22 protein-coding genes are annotated in these 18,024 nt (G+C 46.8%); 10 read left to right on the top strand and 12 right to left on the bottom strand.

The window, feature by feature from the left end:
* The first annotated feature begins 42 nt into the window (after window positions 1-42).
* The 4 genes from ADIS_RS08265 (at window position 43) to ADIS_RS08280 (ending at window position 3,660) form a co-directional block, all read left to right on the top strand.
* The gene (locus ADIS_RS08265) at window positions 43-531 is read left to right on the top strand and encodes a cytidine deaminase (protein WP_010853976.1); all 489 of its coding nucleotides are present in this window, start codon (window positions 43-45) and stop codon (window positions 529-531) included.
* Window positions 532-535: 4 nt separating this feature from the next.
* The gene (locus ADIS_RS08270; RefSeq protein ID WP_010853977.1) at window positions 536-1,198 is read left to right on the top strand and encodes an alpha/beta hydrolase; all 663 of its coding nucleotides are present in this window, start codon (window positions 536-538) and stop codon (window positions 1,196-1,198) included.
* Between the two features lie 87 nt (window positions 1,199-1,285).
* Window positions 1,286-2,491 (top strand): CehA/McbA family metallohydrolase domain-containing protein, encoded by a 1,206-nt coding sequence (locus tag ADIS_RS08275; RefSeq protein WP_035805244.1) that lies wholly within the window; start codon window positions 1,286-1,288, stop codon window positions 2,489-2,491.
* Between the two features lie 41 nt (window positions 2,492-2,532).
* Window positions 2,533-3,660 carry an amidohydrolase family protein gene (locus ADIS_RS08280; protein ID WP_010853979.1) on the top strand — a complete coding sequence of 376 codons (1,128 nt, stop codon included), beginning with the start codon at window positions 2,533-2,535 and terminating at the stop codon, window positions 3,658-3,660.
* Between the two features lie 65 nt (window positions 3,661-3,725).
* Here ADIS_RS08280 and ADIS_RS08285 read toward each other — a convergent pair whose 3' ends face one another.
* The 6 genes from ADIS_RS08285 to ubiE all read right to left on the bottom strand — a co-directional run bounded on the left by ADIS_RS08285 (window position 3,726) and on the right by ubiE (window position 8,656).
* Complete coding sequence (locus tag ADIS_RS08285) at window positions 3,726-4,304, bottom strand: FlgD immunoglobulin-like domain containing protein (protein WP_010853980.1); 579 nt, start codon at window positions 4,302-4,304, stop codon at window positions 3,726-3,728.
* Between the two features lie 502 nt (window positions 4,305-4,806).
* Window positions 4,807-5,577 carry a ThuA domain-containing protein gene (locus ADIS_RS08290; protein ID WP_010853981.1) on the bottom strand — a complete coding sequence of 257 codons (771 nt, stop codon included), beginning with the start codon at window positions 5,575-5,577 and terminating at the stop codon, window positions 4,807-4,809.
* 40 nt (window positions 5,578-5,617) lie between these two features.
* On the bottom strand, window positions 5,618-6,274 hold the full coding sequence (locus tag ADIS_RS08295; RefSeq protein ID WP_010853982.1) for a M15 family metallopeptidase: 657 nt from the start codon (window positions 6,272-6,274) through the stop codon (window positions 5,618-5,620).
* Between the two features lie 110 nt (window positions 6,275-6,384).
* A complete protein-coding gene (locus ADIS_RS08300; protein ID WP_010853983.1) occupies window positions 6,385-7,146 on the bottom strand; it encodes an SDR family NAD(P)-dependent oxidoreductase in 762 nt (253 codons plus the stop codon).
* Between the two features lie 65 nt (window positions 7,147-7,211).
* Complete coding sequence (porT, locus tag ADIS_RS08305) at window positions 7,212-7,985, bottom strand: type IX secretion/gliding motility protein PorT/SprT (RefSeq protein WP_035805246.1); 774 nt, start codon at window positions 7,983-7,985, stop codon at window positions 7,212-7,214.
* Window positions 7,931-8,656, bottom strand: a complete 726-nt coding sequence (ubiE, locus tag ADIS_RS08310; protein WP_010853985.1) for a bifunctional demethylmenaquinone methyltransferase/2-methoxy-6-polyprenyl-1,4-benzoquinol methylase UbiE — start codon at window positions 8,654-8,656, stop codon at window positions 7,931-7,933. Before ubiE ends, porT begins: the two co-directional genes overlap by 55 nt.
* 118 nt (window positions 8,657-8,774) lie before the next feature.
* Between ubiE and yihA the strand changes: the two genes are divergently transcribed.
* Genes yihA through ADIS_RS08325 form a run of 3 tightly spaced genes read left to right on the top strand, consistent with a single transcriptional unit; the run spans window position 8,775 to window position 10,185 of the window.
* Window positions 8,775-9,377, top strand: a complete 603-nt coding sequence (yihA, locus tag ADIS_RS08315) for a ribosome biogenesis GTP-binding protein YihA/YsxC (protein ID WP_035805249.1) — start codon at window positions 8,775-8,777, stop codon at window positions 9,375-9,377.
* Between the two features lie 44 nt (window positions 9,378-9,421).
* Window positions 9,422-9,862: a DUF5606 family protein gene (locus ADIS_RS08320; RefSeq protein ID WP_010853987.1), complete on the top strand. Its 441-nt coding sequence runs from the start codon at window positions 9,422-9,424 to the stop codon at window positions 9,860-9,862.
* Between the two features lie 8 nt (window positions 9,863-9,870).
* Window positions 9,871-10,185: a hypothetical protein gene (locus ADIS_RS08325; RefSeq protein ID WP_238325410.1), complete on the top strand. Its 315-nt coding sequence runs from the start codon at window positions 9,871-9,873 to the stop codon at window positions 10,183-10,185.
* Window positions 10,186-10,239: 54 nt separating this feature from the next.
* Here ADIS_RS08325 and fbp read toward each other — a convergent pair whose 3' ends face one another.
* A complete protein-coding gene (fbp, locus tag ADIS_RS08330) occupies window positions 10,240-11,250 on the bottom strand; it encodes a class 1 fructose-bisphosphatase (RefSeq protein WP_035805285.1) in 1,011 nt (336 codons plus the stop codon).
* A gap of 54 nt (window positions 11,251-11,304) precedes the next feature.
* Between fbp and ADIS_RS08335 the strand changes: the two genes are divergently transcribed.
* Complete coding sequence (locus ADIS_RS08335; protein WP_010853990.1) at window positions 11,305-12,570, top strand: aspartate kinase; 1,266 nt, start codon at window positions 11,305-11,307, stop codon at window positions 12,568-12,570.
* A 4-nt stretch (window positions 12,571-12,574) separates the two neighbouring features.
* Here ADIS_RS08335 and ADIS_RS08340 read toward each other — a convergent pair whose 3' ends face one another.
* A complete protein-coding gene (locus ADIS_RS08340; protein ID WP_010853991.1) occupies window positions 12,575-13,447 on the bottom strand; it encodes a fructosamine kinase family protein in 873 nt (290 codons plus the stop codon).
* Window positions 13,431-13,925 carry a low molecular weight protein-tyrosine-phosphatase gene (locus ADIS_RS08345; RefSeq protein ID WP_010853992.1) on the bottom strand — a complete coding sequence of 165 codons (495 nt, stop codon included), beginning with the start codon at window positions 13,923-13,925 and terminating at the stop codon, window positions 13,431-13,433. The genes ADIS_RS08340 and ADIS_RS08345 overlap by 17 nt, the downstream gene beginning before the upstream one ends.
* 287 nt (window positions 13,926-14,212) lie before the next feature.
* Between ADIS_RS08345 and ADIS_RS08350 the strand changes: the two genes are divergently transcribed.
* A complete protein-coding gene (locus ADIS_RS08350) occupies window positions 14,213-14,422 on the top strand; it encodes a YgaP family membrane protein (protein ID WP_010853994.1) in 210 nt (69 codons plus the stop codon).
* Window positions 14,423-14,591: 169 nt separating this feature from the next.
* Window positions 14,592-15,311: a thioredoxin domain-containing protein gene (locus ADIS_RS08355; protein WP_010853995.1), complete on the top strand. Its 720-nt coding sequence runs from the start codon at window positions 14,592-14,594 to the stop codon at window positions 15,309-15,311.
* 134 nt (window positions 15,312-15,445) lie between these two features.
* On the opposite strand, the gene ADIS_RS08360 is transcribed toward ADIS_RS08355, so the two are convergent.
* The 3 genes from ADIS_RS08360 to ADIS_RS08370 form a co-directional block, all read right to left on the bottom strand.
* Window positions 15,446-16,486: an aldo/keto reductase gene (locus ADIS_RS08360; protein ID WP_010853996.1), complete on the bottom strand. Its 1,041-nt coding sequence runs from the start codon at window positions 16,484-16,486 to the stop codon at window positions 15,446-15,448.
* A 321-nt stretch (window positions 16,487-16,807) separates the two neighbouring features.
* Window positions 16,808-17,242, bottom strand: coding sequence for a hypothetical protein (locus ADIS_RS08365; RefSeq protein ID WP_035805252.1), 435 nt, complete (start codon window positions 17,240-17,242; stop codon window positions 16,808-16,810).
* A gap of 312 nt (window positions 17,243-17,554) precedes the next feature.
* Window positions 17,555-17,992, bottom strand: a complete 438-nt coding sequence (locus ADIS_RS08370; protein WP_010853998.1) for a hypothetical protein — start codon at window positions 17,990-17,992, stop codon at window positions 17,555-17,557.
* Window positions 17,993-18,024 lie beyond the last annotated feature (32 nt).

Genomic DNA, 18,024 nt, shown 5'->3' on the forward strand with positions numbered 1-18,024 from the left:
TGGCAACATCGACGTTTTTCAAGAATCCCTCTATGCTAAGCTATGGCTCCTAAAAAAACCTATATCACCTGTGAACTGACCGAACTGGACCTCTCGGAACTGGATGCAACCTCCCAAAGCCTGATTTCGGAGGCGAAGCAAGCCGCCGAAAGGGCCTATGCTCCCTATTCCCAATTTTTGGTAGGGGCGGCCGTTCTCCTGAACAACGGAAAAGTTTTTGCGGCAAACAATCAGGAAAATGTTTCATTTCCCGTAGGAACCTGTGCCGAACGCCTTGCACTAGGGTATGCACATGGCCTTGAACCCGACGCCAAGCCCGTCAAACTAGCTATCGTGGCCCGACGGGCGGAAGAACCTACCCGATTTGCAGCAGTGACTCCCTGCGGCATGTGCCGGCAATGCATCAGCGAATACGAGGTCAAATTCAAGCAGGAAATCGAAATTCTGATTCTTACTCCCAACCAGCGCGTACTGGTCGCTGATGGCATCAGACAATTTCTGCCTTTTAAATTTGAGGACCTCAACCACTGAATCTATGGATGGATTTCACCGAGCCGCCACCCGATTTTCCTTCGAAAAGAACTACCTTGCTGCAACGAAGCCTACCGGTAAGGAATCAGACCTTTGGTTAGTTCTCCACGGATATGGGCAATTGGCTCCCTATTTTCTCCATAAATTCCGGCACCTAGTCGCACCCGACCGACTGATTGTAGCACCGGAAGGCATAAACCGGTTTTACCAGGAAGGCTATTCAGGAAGGGTGGGCGCCAATTGGATGACTTCCCATGAACGGGAGAATGATATTGCAAACTGCAACCACTACTTGGATGGGGTCGTTAACGATTGTCTGGAACAGATTGGACCTGCTCCACGCATTCATCTGCTGGGGTTTTCCCAAGGAGCGGCAACCGCCAGTCGATGGGTGGCCCATACAAGCCACCCAATCACCTCCTTAACGTTATGGGGAGGTGGTTTGGCCCATGACCTTGATCTGGACACCTTTCGGAAAAAGATTTCCGCCACGAATATCTTTTTGGTAGTAGGCCGTCAGGACACTTTCCTGACACCCTCAAAAATACAAGAGCAGGAGGCCTTGTGGAAACACCTACAGCCAATGCATACATCTACCATACAGTATGAGGGTGGGCACGAGCTAATGCCCCACGTGCTAGCTGATATTTTTAATAGGTGTGTCTAATTGGCCCAAATTCAATGGGCTCTGCTGGGCGGTTATAGAAAAATCTTATTACCTTGAAGAGCCAATTAACTTATATTCGTAAAAAACATGCGCAAAAAACCACCATCGTTGATTTTTCTGCTCGCCCTGCTGGGGTTTCAACTCGTCGGCTGTCGGAGCACCCCGGATGAAGATACCCGAAAATGGTACAAAGGTAACCTTCATACCCATTCCTACTGGAGTGATGGGGACGAGTTTCCGGAGGTCATCATGGACTGGTATAAATCCCACGGATACCACTTCGTAGCGCTTACCGATCACAATATTTTTGCAGAAGGAGAAAAATGGATCACGTTAAATGAGGACAGTGTTTACCAGCAAGCCTTTCAAAAATACCTGAAAAAATACGGTGACGAGTGGGTCAGCTACAAAGAAGAAGAAGGTAAGACACTGGTGAAACTTAAAACATACGAAGAATATGCGCCGCTTTTTGAGGAAAAGGAACGCTTTTTAATGATTCCAGCCCAAGAAATCTCGGATGGATACAAGGGCAAACCTCTTCACCTAAATGTAACCAACCTGGACAAAATATTCCTTCCCACGGGCGGAGAAAGCGTAGCCGAGGTGCTTCAAAACAACATTAACGCCGTGCTGGAACGGAGGAGAGAAACCGGCCAACCCATGCTTGTCCACATCAACCACCCCAACTTCCGTTGGGCCATTACGCTCCAGGATATCGTCAAACTAAAGGGTGAGCGTTTTTTTGAAGTCTACAATGGCCATCCACAAGTGCACAACATGGGCGATGGACTACGCATGGGAACCGAGCGTATGTGGGATTTCATCAATATTGCCTACATCCAAAAAGAGCAGCCACTCCTTTTTGGTCTGGCAACGGATGACAGCCACAATTATCACCTCTTCGGAAGAGAATTCAGCAATTCAGGCCGGGGCTGGGTCATGGTTTTGGCCGATTCGCTTGAACCGGGCAGCCTGATTGATGCCTTGGAAAACGGTGATTTTTATGCCACAACCGGTGTAAATTTGGACAAAATCCAATTTAAGGACAATGTGCTCTACGTGAAAGCCACAGAAGAACCAGGAGTAACCTACACGATCGAGTTTATCGGGTGTCAGAAGGGCGAACGTGAAACGGAAGTATTGGCCAGTACAGAAGGGGCCGAAGCCTCCTTTAAGGTCGCCCCGGACCATCTCTTTGTGCGTGCAAAAATAACCTCTAGCCGAAAGCAGCAAAACCCGGTAGAAGACATGGTGTACGAAATGGCCTGGGTCCAACCCGTGCAGCCTGAGTAGCCAATTTGTAAAAATCAGTTCTTTACATTTCCAATCTAATCATGCGTTTTATCCCTATATGCCTTACGCTTATTCTCTCTTTCGGAACGGCGATTCAGGAGGCTGTCTACGGGCAGCAAATGGATTTTGAAACCTATGATCCAAAATCCACCTTGGTGGTTCCCGAGAATCCGCTATACCGGGCCAAGTTTCCATTTGTCGATATCCATAGCCACCAATCAAATGTAACCCAAGAGCGGATCAACTTCCTGCTGAAAGAGATGGGAGAGCTTAATATGGCAGTTATGGTCAACCTTAGCGGCAAGTCATTTGCCCGAGGTCGGAGCGAAATAGACGCCCAAGAATACATGAACTCGATGATCAGGCGGTTTAACGGCGTGGCACCGGGCCGCTTTGTGGTCTTTACCAATCTCTCTTTCGAAAATTTTGGCAGTGCAGACTGGACAAAAAAGGCCGTCGCCGAATTGGAGACCGACGTCAGGAATGGGGCAAAAGGATTGAAAATCTTTAAAAATCTGGGGCTTTCGGTTCGGGATATCAACGGCAAGCGTGTACCTGTCGATCATCCTCACTTGGATCCTATATGGGCAAAATGCGGTGAACTGGGAATCCCCGTATTGATCCATTCGGCAGATCCGGCGCCGTTCTGGGAACCGATGGATTCGCAAAACGAACGATGGCTGGAACTAAAAATACATCCAGGCAGACGTCGAGGTGTCGATAACCCAGCGCCCTTTGAGCAAATTATCGCCGAGCAGCACAACGTGTTCCGAAAACATCCAAGAACAACCTTTATCAATGCCCATATGGGCTGGATGGCCAACGACCTGGACCGAGCCTCCAAACACTTGGATACCTATCCCAATGTGAATTTCGGTATCGCTGCCGTGATCGCCGAGTTTGGCCGGCAACCGAAAAGGGCCAGGGAGTTTTTTATCAAGTACCAAGACCGGTTGCTTTTTGGCAAAGACTCTTATAACAAGGAGGAGTTCTTTACCTATTTTCGGGTTTTGGAAACAGAAGACGAATACTTCCCCTACTATAAAAAATACCACGCCTTTTGGCGTATGTATGGGTTGGGTCTGCCGGATGATGTGCTGAAGAAAGTGTATTACAAAAATGCCCTTCGGATCATCCCAAACATGGACCGTAGCCTTTTCCCCAATTAGATACTAAATAATTATTGCCCTCTCCCAACCTCGGTTTTAAGGATGTGGGAGAGGGGCCTTTTTGGTCAGAAATAAAAGGTCTTTGTGTTGCCATGGACATCCTTTACCTTCATATATACCTTGTCTACGGTAGTGTCAGCTAACCGATAGTCTCGTTGAAAACCCGCATATTGTTTTACGTAATCTCCTTTGATTTCTCGCTGCGTGTTGATATCGTAAAACGTTACCTGGGTTCCAGGTTGTTCGATCCCTACCACCGTCAGCGATATTTTCCTTGAACCCACAGCCTTTGCATAGGCAATCAACTGTTTTTCCATTGGTTTCTTGGAAGAAATCGAAAAGGCAATGGACACGTCTTTGCTTTGTACCTTGACAGAATATTCACCCTCTGGTACCTGCGTTAGGTTAAAGGGTACCGAAACCGCCTCGTTGGCGCGAAAAGAAACCCGATCGATCAATTTGCCTTTTTCGTTGAAGATGCTCACAACGAACTTACCGACGGGTTCAGTAACAAATAGACTGAATCGCTGGTCTTTTGACTTTACATAGACTATTTCCTCGAGGTTTTTTTCAGGTGGCAATGGATGGGAAAATGAAAAGGAGACCGATGCAAGAACGAGCAATGATGTGATGAGCGTTTTCATTTGATGATGTGTTTAGGTTGAAATGTTCCGTTTGTTTTTATTGGCTTTATGCCAATGCCATTCCACAAAATTTCTTCACCTAAAAAGCCTATTACTGTTAGTCAATAATTCGATAGTGCGAAGCCACAAGGCAAAATAACAAAAGCCATGACGCCGGCCACATCCTGTTCCAAAATCGAACACAATGGTCATCAATTGTTCTTCAAACAGTACACAATTCGCGCAAAAATCAAAGAGAAGAACTCGTCTTAAGGTTGCATGCGATTAAAAAAATATTAGAAAATAATTTACCCATAAGACACTAATTAACAATTGCTTAACAACCAAATATGGTCAAAAACGAACACTTTGATGTCCCAGTTTGATACATCGACGGATGTCGAAAATAAGGAGTGGTCTTCGAGGTATGGGTCATATAGCTCGGTAGTTGACAAAAAAACCGCGTAGGCAACCCGAAAAAAAGTCACCTACGCGGCTATAAAAAAGGATAGGTCTATTTGCCCTAGAATGGCCGTCCCAAGGCGGCATACCAAATGCCTCCCAATATGTGCGTCAGGAAAGACTCATCCTTAAATGCTTCGTCCGTGTGTCCCAATCCGGTATAGAACACCCTTCCACCATCGTAGACATGATACCAGGAAATCGGATGGTCAACCATCCCCATGGATTCCCCATTCCGTTGACCCACATCGTACGAGGTCTCATCCAACTTCACGAGGACATTTACGTTTTTATTGAAATTCTTGAATGCGTACCACTCATCTGTCATCAGCCAGTTTTCCTGCAAGTGGTAGGTAGAAGGATGGTTTCTATTAACCACCTTTAACCTGGCTGTTTGTTGATGGGGATGATAGGCAAATTGCGCTCCGATCAGGTCATTGTACCACTTCCAATCGTATTCTGTATCGGTAGCACTGTGTATGCCCACCACGCCTTTGCCACTACGTACGAATTCCTGAAAGGCCGACTTTTGCTCCTCGTTGAAAATAGTACCCGTAGTACTCATAAGTACAATTACGTCATACTTCTCCAATTTTTCTTTGGTAAACTCCGCTTCATCCTCAGTTGTATAGACCTGAAAACGGTGCTTGGAGGCCAATTGCTTGATTGCCATCACCCCATCGGGAATGGATTGATGTCGGAAACCTTTGGTCTTGCTAAAAACCAATGCCCTAAACTGGCTTTGCGCGTGGCTCTCAACGGATTGAAGAAAAACCAATGTCAAGGCCAGAAGGCCAAAGCATAATGTCTTAAGTCGAAAATTAGTGCTCATAAATCGGGTTATTTTGAAAGATGGGTCGATAATACAATTATTATTCTACAATGTCGAATTTTTCAGCTGCAACTTTTCTGGAAAATGCATCAAAATGCCACCATTCGGAGCCTATTCCCTTGAATCCGGCACCGTTCATCACCTCCCTAAGTAGCTGACGGTTTTGGATATGCGTCTGTGTAATCTTCCCCTCCCGGAGCATCTGATCTTCCCTATCCGGGTAGGCCGGGTACCCAAAAAAGTCATAATGGGTCCCCATATCCAACGGAACACCGGATCCTTTGGAGGCGAGCGTAAGGTCTACTGCCACACCATAATTATGCAGGCTGCCACGACGGGGATCCGCCACGTAAAGAGGCTTAATGCTGTCCGGCTTATCCAAACTATCCCACAGAATCCACTGCACCGACCTCGGACGAACAGCATCATACACCAGAAAGGTAAGGGTAGGATCGCGTTGTTGGAGCAGTTCATGTGCCACTTTCAACATTCCTGCCACCTCGGGTTGAAGGTAGGCCGTTTGGAGCTCCCCGTAGACATCCATCCCAAAGAAATTATCCGTGGACGAATACTTCAGATCCACCCATACATCAGGAATCACTTCCTGAACATTTGCCAATCCCGCCGCTATCAAACGCTGCTCCAACTCTCCGGGAAGATGCCCGGCCGCACCCTCCTCAGGGCCGTCAACGGCCAACGCCGGTAGTTCCTTTACCTCGTAGCCAGTAACATTGCTGACCGCCTCCGAATCAGCAGACCTGTGCTGACTGCACGCAAGCAATGCAAGTAAAAAAATCCCAGCGTACCTCACTCCGAATTCCTATTAAAAACGGTGGCACTGCCTTGGGCAAGAGGCAATAGCAGGACATCTGCCATAACCACGTGCTTGGGGCGGGTAACGGCAAAGGCGATGATTTCCGCCACATCATCGGCCGTCAAAGGATCAAAACCCTGATATACACCGGATGCCCGCTCGGTATCTCCCTTAAACCGGACGAGGGAAAACTCGGTCTCCACGGCACCGGGGTGTATTCCCATGACTTTAATCCCATGGGGATTCAGATCGATGCGCATTCCCTTGGTCAGGGCATCTACCGCATATTTCGATGCACAGTAGACGCTGCCCTTGGCATACACTTCTTTACCAGCGATGGAACCAATGTTGATGATCTGACCGCTCTTTCGATCGACCATTCCGGGAATGATCTTACGGGAAACATAGAGTAAGCCCTTCACATTGATGTCCACCATCGCATCCCAGTCCTCCACATCGCCCTGATCGATCGTGTCCAGCCCATGGGCGTTGCCGGCATTGTTTACCAGGACTTCTATGGGCTGCCATTCGACTGGCAACGAATCAAATGCACTGATTACCTGTTCCTGATCACGCACATCAAAAACCAAATACCTGAAAGGAATCTCCGGAGACAATTTCGTGGATAATTCTTCGAGGCGATCCTTTCTTCTGCCACATGCCAAAATCGCATAGTCTTCTTTTGCCAGGTGGAGTGCCGTAGCCCATCCTATGCCGGAAGTAGCCCCGGTGATACATGCTATTTTTCTTTCCATCCTTGAAGGTAAAAATTTCCGGAACGGGAAAAAACCAAGGCATTAAAAAATTATGTACGGCATATCTACTGGAAGTTGAGGTATAAAGTGATGCTTTTTCGTCGAATATCGTCAATTGCCTCCGTCACACGGGCGTCACCAAATCCGGGTCGGTACAGATTGGTCAAGCCATGGGAGAACCGAATCTCAGGAGAAAATTTAAAAAACTTAAAATACAAATCGAAACCCATCCCCATTTCCAAGGCCACATCCCTCCCTCTTAGTACTATAGGATCTTCATCGGCTTCCTCCTGGTTTTTGGTTCGGAGCTGCCCGTTCAGTCCGCCGATAAAAAACATGCGGGTATTGTTAAAACGTTCAGACTTGTACTTGAAGAGAAGGGGTAATTCCACCAGTGTTTCTTCCGTCATCAACGAAATCGTGTTGATCCCGGCGCCGCCGGTGGTATTGGTTCCATCTGTAAAGACCTGTAAGTCCGTCTTGTACTCGTAAAACGCTACTTTGGGAGTCAGCAGCACATTCAGCTGATCGTGTATACGGGTAGTGACCAAAAAACCTAAGGCGAAACCTGGCGAATAAGAAGGCATGACCGCCCTTACATTCGAAAGGCGGGGATGGGAAGGATCCATAAAGGCCTCTGAATATTTCACACGAAGTGTGCTGTTATGGGCGGCCAAAAAGAACCCATAGGAAAGAAACTGATCGTCGTTTCCGGAATGGTGAAAGGTTATATGGCGTTCTTGAGCAAGTAATCCATTGGAAATCAGAAAAATAAAGCAAGCGGCTATTGCTTTTCTCCTACATAAATCGAGCTGATTCCAAATGTGAGTTCTTTGCATCTTGTGTTTTTAAAGCCTACCTTCTCAAGGATATCCATAAAGGCCTTCCCGTCTGGAAATACCTGAACCGATTCGGGGAGATAGGTATAGGCTGCGTTATCTTTAGATACTACCTTCCCAATTTTCGGCAAGATATATTTAAAATAAAAATTATAGGCCTGTTTCATTGGGAATTTTTTGGGTTTGGAAAATTCCACGATGACCGTTTTGCCTCCAGGCTTCAGCACCCGGTACATGTCCGCTAACCCCTTCTCCAGATTTTCAAAATTCCTGACACCAAATGAAACGATGACAGCGTCAAATTTATTTTCCTCAAAAAGCAACTTTTCGGAGTCACCGAGCTGAAGCTCGATGCGGTCGTCCAGTTTCCGTCTGGTGAGTTTTTTTCTTCCTTCCGCAAGCATCCCCTCAGAGATGTCGACGCCAATCACCTTGTCGGGATTCAATGCCAAGGCCTCTATCGCGAAATCACCGGTACCGGTAGCAATGTCCAATATCAATTTCGGCTGGTCATCTTTCAACAACCGAACCGCTTTCTTCCTCCAAACAATATCAATACCAAGGCTTAGGACATGATTAAGCAGGTCGTACTTTTTACTGATATTGTTAAACATATCAGCTACCTGCTCCTTCTTTCCGCCTTCTTTATCTTTGTAGGGAACTACTGTCATATCTTCTAATTAGTCTGCAAAGGTACTAAGTAAACCCTAGCTACCGAAAAATGTTAAAGAATTATTGGTAGTCTTGGATTAACGAGAAAAGGTTACCTTTGTGAAAAATTTCAGTGAGATGATCAAGCAGGCCAAATTTTTAATCAGCAACACAGACTACAAGAAATGTCCCTCTCCGGATAAGCCTGAGTTTGCTTTTATCGGCAGATCAAACGTAGGCAAAAGCTCGCTCATTAACATGCTTACCAATAATAAAGGGCTGGCCAAAACTTCCGGTACACCGGGAAAAACCCAATTGATCAATCATTTCATCGTAGATGGAAACTGGTACCTCGTTGATCTTCCGGGATATGGATTTGCAAAAGTGAGCAAATCACTGAAAGCAGAGTGGGACAAAATGATCAGGGAATATCTTACCGAGCGGGAAAATCTGGTCGCTGTTTTTATTCTGGTAGACAGTAGACTAGACCCCCAAAAGCTTGATATCGACTTTGCCCTGTGGTGCGCCGAACGAGGCATCCCGTTTGCGCTGGCATTTACCAAAGCGGACAAACTGTCCACCAGCAGGATAAAGGAGAATGTAAACAAATTTCTTGCTGAGATGAAAACCCTCTTTGGTGACGTACCGGATTATTTCGTCACATCGGCAGAAAATGCGATGGGAAAGGAAGAGTTTGTTGCCTACATCGAAGAAAACGTTGCGGAATTTTACAAACGATAAAAGATAAACCAACCAACTTATTTGTACCTAATTACTATCGACCTATGGAATTTAAAGAAATTGCGGCTGTATCTGGAAAGCCAGGCCTTTACAAAGTACTTAAACCCAGCAGAAGTGGGGTGATACTGGAATCGCTGGACGATAAAAAGGCAAAACTGGTCGTCGGCACCAGTCAGCGGGTATCCCTACTGAACGAAATCTCCATCTACACCACGACCGAAGAAGGCTCCACCCCCCTCCACGAAGTTATGAAAACCATCGAACAAGAATTTGCAGGAGATACCGGCGTGGAAGCTGCGGATAACGACGAGCTAAAGGCCTTCCTCAAACACGTGCTGCCAGACTACGATGAGAGCCGGGTGTACGTTTCGGACATCAAAAAACTGATCAACTGGTATACGATTGTGCGTCAACAGGCTCCGGAGGTACTTCAGGAATCTACCGACGAAACCTCGGAAAGTGGCGATGGTTCAGTGGAATCGTAAAGCGGTCAGTGGAAACTGACCTAGCACCATTGCTAGCTGCCTGTGCAGTAGACCTCCAAGAGAGGCTGTCGCTTCCCGAGGTACCGAAATCCGGAACCAGGGAGGAGTTAGCCTCTCTGATTTGTCCCCGCATCCAACGGCTACTGGATCGGGATATGGAAAGACTTTTACAACTCTGCTATCAAATCGACCTTGGTGAGGAAAAACTAAAAAACATACTCTACCACACACCAGTGATGACGATGGCCATGGAGCTAAGTCTGGCACTGGTGGATAGGCAACTGCTCAAACTTCAACTAAGGGCAAAGTACCGGAATGAATAGCCAAATCAACGGCATACCCTTTTGATTTTTAAAAAAAGCCGGCTTCGACACTCGCTACAAGTGGGTATGCAACTCTTCTACCAACTCCCTCGAACCGATAAACAGGGGAGTCCGCTGGTGTAAGGATTCCGGCTGAATATCCAAGATGCGTCTGCGACCGTCTGTGGCCATTCCTCCTGCCTGCTCTGCCAAAAAAGCCAATGCATTCGCTTCGTAAAGAAGACGGATTTTTCCGCTTGGGTTTTTAGTAGAGGATGGGTATAAATAAATACCTCCTTTCAGCAGGTTGCGGTGAAAATCAGCCACCAAGCTCCCAATATACCGGGAAGTACGGCCTTTTCGTTTGCAGGCGTTCAAAAACTCAACAATCCCCAAACCCACCGAAGGAGTCAGACCGTCGTTGATAGTGAAAATATCTCCCGTTACCGGTGCCTGAATAGCGGGGTGCGAAAGGAAAAATTCCCCAAGTGAGCGCTCGTAGGTAAAGCCGTTGACCCCAATGCCCGTAGTATATACCAGCATGGTAGAAGAGCCATACAACACGTAACCAGCCGCAACCTGTTGGCTGCCTTTTTGCAGGACATCCTGCTCGGAAATGGGAGACCCTTGGGGAGTAACCCGCCGATAAATGGAGAATATCGTACCGATGGACACATTGACATCTATATTGGAAGACCCATCCAGCGGATCAATGGCCACCACATACTTTCCGGTTTTGTTCTGTAGATCGATTACCTCATTTTCCTCTTCCGACACCACGGCACACACCTCCCCCCCTTTTGTCAAGGCTCGGGTAAAACGGATATTGGCCACCACATCCAGCTTTTGTTGCTCTTCGCCCTGCACATTGGTATGCCCAAAAGCGCCTGTCACATGACTCAGCCCAGCCCTGCCTATTTCTCTGGCAACAATTTTTGAGGCAAGGGCAATGTCACGTAGCAGCTGGGAGAGCTCACCCGTGGCGAAGGGGAAATCAGCCTGTTTATCCTTGATGAAACGGTCCAGGGTAACTCCCACTGTATAACCCAGCGGCGAGATGTCTTGTGTGTAAGGCTTGGTCTTCATAACTTTGTCGGAATTTACAAAAAAAATCCCAAGATCTAGTCCCTTTTTGTCTGCATGGTCCAACCTTTCATCTTCAAATTCGGTGGTGCTTCTGTCCGAGATGCCGTTTCTTTTCAAAATGTCGCCAGTATTCTCAAAACCCACTGGAAAAACGGACTCGTGGTGGTGGTATCTGCATCCGGGGATACGACAGACTACTTGGAAGAAATTATCGAGAAAGCCTTTTCCCAGCAAGACTTCGACCGGGAAATCGCTGAATTGGAGGAATACCATATCGGGATTTGCACGGGATTGTTTCCCTCCGGTCACAGCGTATTCAGTCAGGTTAACAACTTATTTGTTCAATTGAAACGAAAGCTGGTTAGCGATCACAAAGGGCAGGGAAAGGGATTCCTCTACGATCAGACTATTGTGTTCGGAGAACTGTTATCTACCCGCATCCTACACGAGTACCTATGCCAATCAGGTCTTTTCTGCCTTTGGCAGGACGCCCGTGAACTGATCGCCACCGATTCGAGCTTCAAAATGGCAAAAGTGGACTGGGTAGCGACCATGCAGCGGTGCCGCAAACTTCTTATTCCAGCACTGGAAAAGTGCCCGGTGATCACCCAAGGTTTTATGGGCAGCGATTGGATGGGAAACACCACCACGTTGGGCCGCGAAGGATCGGATTTCACTGCGGCCATTCTTGCCGTCAGTACCGGTGCAAAGTCTGTTTCAATCTGGAAAGACGTAGCAGGAATACTAAACGGCGACCCGGATATTTTTCCCGATGCCATCAAGTTCGATTATTTGGATTTCGAAGAAGCCGCCGAAATGACCTATTTTGGTGCCAAGGTGATACACCCCAAAACCATCAAGCCGCTCGCCAAGCAAAAGATCCCCTTGTTTGTAAAGTCTTTTGCGAATCCGGATCAACCGGGAACAGTGATCGGCAGCTTCGAGGATCATCCCAAAATCCCCATTACCGTCATCAAACCCGACCAAGTCTGGATAAGCTTCCGTGTCAGGGATCTTTCCAAAGTGGGGGGGTTTCATTACGAGGAAATGTTTAAAACTGCCAAGTCATTTAACTGGACGGTGAATATGCTGCAAAGTACCGCGGTAACCCTTCACTTGGTGATAGACCAATCTGAACTGATTCCGGAAACATTTCCAACCTCGCTAATGGCTACGTTTCACATCCAAAAAATGGAAGGCCTTAAATTGGTCACTGTAAAAAACTACGGAGATGACCACGAAAAGATTTATCGGGATGCTTCCGAAGCAGTTTTGTTGACCGAAAAAAGCCCCAATACGCTGCAAATGCTGATTAAATGATCACTCACGAAAAACGGTCCACAATCCTAAGAACTCCGGGCAAATAACCAGCCCCAAAGAGGTTTAGGTGTACCAATAAGGGATAAAGGTTATATACATCCATTCGGTCATCAAAGCCCGGATCCAATGGAAATACGTGGTTATAGGCCTCATAGAAAGCAGCATCAAAGCCCCCGAAAAGTTTGGAAAAGGCAAGATCCATTTCTCTATGGCCGTAATAAACCGAAGGATCGATTAAAGCAGGGTTCCCTTTTTCCGTGGACAGCACATTACCAGACCATAGGTCCCCATGCAGCAAGGAGGGCCTTTCGTTCGGAAATAAACCGGCAAACCGAGGATAGATGGACTGAACTTTTATTAGGTTTTCCTTCGAAATCAATTGGTGCAGGTATGCCCTGTGCAACATAGGTTCCAGGCGTTCCTCCACAAAAAAAGTGTTCCAATCAGGGCGATAGGTATTCCTTTGGGGAAGGTCAGCAATGTAATTGGACACCTCAAAACCAAAATTGCTAACGGTGGCCATGTGCAGCTCGGCTATCCCCTCCCCCAACTCAGACCAGTAGGTTGGTACCCGCTTCCCCTGCACCAACCACTCCATCAGAATGTAGTGACTTGTACCTACCTTCCCGTACCCATAAACCTCCGGCACCTTTAGTGAGGTGTGCCGACCGATCAGCTTTAATCCACGTGCCTCCTCACCAAACTGGCGACTTTCCACAACCGTGCTTACCTTCAACAAAAAAGCCCCACGGGAGGTATCTAATAATATGGCTTGATTTGCATGACCCGAGGCAACCAAGGCGAAGTCCGGTACATCGATCTCTTGCCCAAACACTTCAAAAAGAATAGACTCGAAGTCCTCACTCGGGTTTTCCATTGACACGTGGATGGTTTTCCAACACGGACAAAAACTGGTCAATGTAGCTATCCAAAATCTGGTACACATTTTCGAAACCTTCTTCTCCCCCATAATAGGGATCAGGAACATCCTTTATAAAGGAACCGGCAGAAAACTCGCCGAGGAGGTGTACATGACTTACCTTCAATTTATGTCGATGGGCAAGCTTAAGGGTATTTTGGTAATTCGAGGTATCCATGGTAATCAGGTAGTCAAAATCCCTGAAATCACTTCTTCGTAGCTGACGACCCCTGTGGTTGATCGGAATCCCATGCCTGTCCGCGCACGCCAACGTACGCTCGTCGGGGAGCTCTCCTATATGGAAATCAGATGTCCCACAACTATCCGAGCAAATACGCCCGTTTAATCCTTTTGCCGTGACTTTGGCATTGAATATCGCCTCTGCAAGCGGAGATCGGCATATGTTCCCCAGACAAATAAATAAAACCTTGATCATGAACGGGTGTTTTGTAAAAGCAGAGAGTCCGGAAAAGCAATTCCAAAAACCGAACCAAAAATAAAATTAATCAATTTCCCAAACAACCCACACGAATCCGCCAATTATTCGTCCAAGTTCCACCCACTCTGCTCAATCATCTCCCCCCGATTTCAATCCGAAAAGGGCCAAGAATCTTAGCTATGTGACAAAAGTAACTGATTACCAATTAGGATGTTCCAACATTTGTAAAAGGAAAAGCCCTATGTCTAGAAAAGTGGGCTAAATCAACCAAAATCTCAAACACCATGAACACCAACATTGGAAAACTCGACAAAGTGATTAGGCTTTCAATTGCCCTGATTATCGGCCTGCTCTATTTACTGAACATTATCACTGGAACGGTTGCCATCGTATTGGGGGTAATAGGTGCTTCTATGCTTATTACCTCTTTGGTTGGCATTTGCCCCCTCTACAGCCCACTGGGTATCAACACCTGCAAAAAACAGAAAGCCTGATTTTGTGCCTATCTGTGACCTTGAATATCTCGGGTCTGGAATAGCGTAAAATCATAGTGTCTTACCAAATGCTTATTAAATCCCCCTAAAATCAACTACCTTAGGGGGAAAGAAACGATCATTTCCCGGAGTACCGACCGGAACGCTGATATAAAACATAGTTACACATATGCACCGATTTGTATGGGGGCTTTTGATTTTCGCCAGCCTCAGTTGCTCAACGCGCCAAGAAGAAGGAAAAGACCAGAATCAAGAAAAAATCGAGCTTTCCGCCGAGGAGTTCAACGAGCGGATTTCAAAAATTCCTGATGTGCAATTGGTTGATGTTCGGACCCCGGAGGAGTTTAGGAAAGGGCACATCGAAAATGCCGCCAATGTAAACATCAATGGCGAACAGTTTCGCGATCAGATACGGGCGCTGGACAAGTCAAAGCCGGTATATATTTATTGTCTTAGCGGTGCCAGAAGCAAAGCAGCTGCAAATTTTTTACGCGATGATGGCTATGAGAATGTATATGAAATGCCAGGCGGTATAATGGAGTGGAGAAGCAAAGACCTGCCGGAAACCATCTTGGAGAGTAGGGAAAGCGGAGGGATGACACTTGCCGAATACCGGACCATGTTGCAGACAGATAAGCTGGCGTTGGTTGATTTTTATGCCACCTGGTGTGCTCCCTGTAAGAAAATGAAACCCTACTTGGAAAAGATCTCGGAAGAAATGGCTGACAAGTTAACGCTTATCCGCATTGACGTCGATAACAATCCGGATCTTTGCAAAGAACTTGGGGTTTCGGCTCTGCCCGTATTGAAATTGTATAAAAACGAGGATGTTATTTGGGAACACAACGGCTACATTGACGAGGATGGGGTACGAGCCCAACTGAATTGACGAATGAACCGGGGTGCGCGAGAATCTAATCGCTCCCTGTCAAATCCCAATCATAAAATCCTTTTCAAGAAAAAGCGGGAGACCACTCAGCATGGTTTCCCGCTTTTTTTGTCACCTATATTCACGACTGCTGTTCAGTAAAACGTAGGAGTCGGGTTCAGGGATTTGTTTTTCCACTGATGCCAATAGGGATAGGGAGGTGGTACCTCGCTGGCAGCGTCCAGACGTTGTACTTGTTCCGCTGTGAGCGACCACCCTGCGGCGCCCAGGTTTTGCTTCAATTGCTCCTCGTTTCTGGCACCTATGATCACCGAAGCGACCGTTGGGCGCCGTAGCAGCCAATTGATGGCAACTTGTGCGATGTGTTTATCAACTTCCTCGGCTATTTCCTGCAATACCTCTACCGTACGGTAAAAGACTTCCTCTTGCACGACCATGTCGGGAATAGGACTGCCCCCCTGTGCAATTCTGCCTTCCGCAGGGATTGGCTTGTTCCTTCCATATCTCCCGCCTAACCGACCAGCAGATAACGGAGACCAAACGATGGCATCTACCCCTTGATCCAGTCCCAGAGGCATAAGTTCCCACTCGTAGTCACGATTCGCCAGTGAATAATATACCTGATGTGCTACGTACCGATTCCAACCGTAACGGTCTGAAATGGCCAGAGATTTCATCATATGCCAGCCCGAGAAATTTGACGCTGCCAGATACCTGACCTTCCCGCTTTGGACCAGATCATCGAGTGTACGCAAGGTTTCTTCCACAGGCGTGTTACCGTCAAATCCATGCATATGGTAGATGTCGATATAGTCGGTGCCCAGACGCTTGAGGCTTCCCTCAACCTGACGCAGGATGTGAAAACGCGAGGAGCCCTGATTGTTTGGCCCCTCACCAAATGTAAAGGTGGATTTGGTGGACAAAATCAGGGAATCCCTACGTTTTCCGGCAATGGCCTTACCAAGCAGCTCTTCCGCCAAGCCCCCCGAATATACGTCCGCCGTATCAAAAAAATTAACGCCCGCGTCCAGGCATATATCCACCAGTCTACCCGCCTCTTCCACTTGGGTATCGCCCCAAGCTTTGAAAAAGGCATTTCCACCGCCAAAGGTAGCGGTTCCAAAACTCAATTCGGGCACCTTGAGCCCCGATGCACCGAGAAAACGATATTCCATAATTCAAAAGATTAGTGTAGGTAAACAATACCCGAAAAATACCCGATTTGTTCGTCCATTCCTAAATACCAACGAACTCAAGGAAATAATTTTTGGCGTTAATCCCTAAATAATGTGAAAACGGGAGCCCTATTCAACCCTGATTAAAAAATCAAGGCTGGAACCTAAAGCATACTATAAACACCTGGGCTAGTCCGTTTTGGGAAAACTGGGCCGTCAATAATCTGCTAGCCGGAAGAATCACAGGTACTTTGAACGAAAAAAAAAGACGTGAGGCGGAAACCTCACGTCAGACGTTAGTTGGTTAAGTTAGGCTAATTTCTACCGAACCATGTAGAGTGGCCATCTGCCCTCCTGTCCACGGTCTCTATTTAGAACTACGACGTTGTCAACAACGACTTGATCCCAATAGATGTTCATTATTTTTCTCACAACATCGTTCTCGCCCCGAAGAACATTGAGTGAATACAAACCTGGCTTCAGTCGGTTGAAGTCAACCAATACTTCTTTCTGGCCTTTATTGGTCACCTTAAACTCATATACGAGACGCTCTGCATCGTCCCTAACCCGTACCACTACTGGAGTGTCCATAGGAAGGGTGGTAACATCAAGCTTTGCATACTTCCCTTTCTTATCAACAGGGGTCAACAAATTCTCTGGATTTACATCGATATTCGTGCCGGCGAAGCCATGGAAAGCGGCTCCCAAGAAAAGCACAACGATCATAACTGCGGAGTTTTTCAATAACGTTTTCATGATTTTTTTAATTATGGTGTTTGAATAATGTTGGTTTACTGATACTTACGATAAAGATGTATGCAGGTTACATTGATATGTAAAAATTATTAAAAACATGTATTGTTTTCTTTATGTATGTAATACAAACTAAATTTTCACCATAGAGACGTCTGCATATCACCCTCTCTACGACTTCTTTGTTCAAGAAACAACTCGCCGAAACGGCAAGAGCGAACGACGCATTTTCCCTGGCATACAAACTAAAACAATGCTTAAAAAAGAAGCGAGGCATATGCCCCGCCCGGGTTCCTGCGAGCTTTAAGTACAGGGCTATTGTGGAATGGCAAATAAAGGCCAATGGCCCTCTTGCCCGCGGTCTTCTTCCAGAACGACCACACTGTTTACGGTAATTTCATACCAGTATAAAGTCAGGTTCTTCCTAACCACATCATCCTCTTCCCTGATGATAGTAACGGAGTAAATTCCCGGCTTCAAGTGATTGAAATTTACCAATACCGCTCGTTGACCCTTATTGACCACGTCAAACTCGTATACAAGGCGCTGGGAGGAATCCCTCACCCGGACAGCCACCGGCGTATCCATAGGTAGGGTCGTGACATCTAGTCTTGCGTATCTACCGTCTTTGTCTACCGGTGTAAGGATGTTATCCGGATCCTCATTCGCAGCTGCCCCTGCGAATCCCTCCTGACTAGCTCCGATAAAAAGCAGACAAAACAACGTAGCAAAATTTACTATTAACACTTTCATAGTTCTATTTTTATGGTAATTAACTTATGTTG

This window comes from Lunatimonas lonarensis (assembly GCF_000390185.1).
Classification (GTDB): domain Bacteria; phylum Bacteroidota; class Bacteroidia; order Cytophagales; family Cyclobacteriaceae; genus Lunatimonas; species Lunatimonas lonarensis.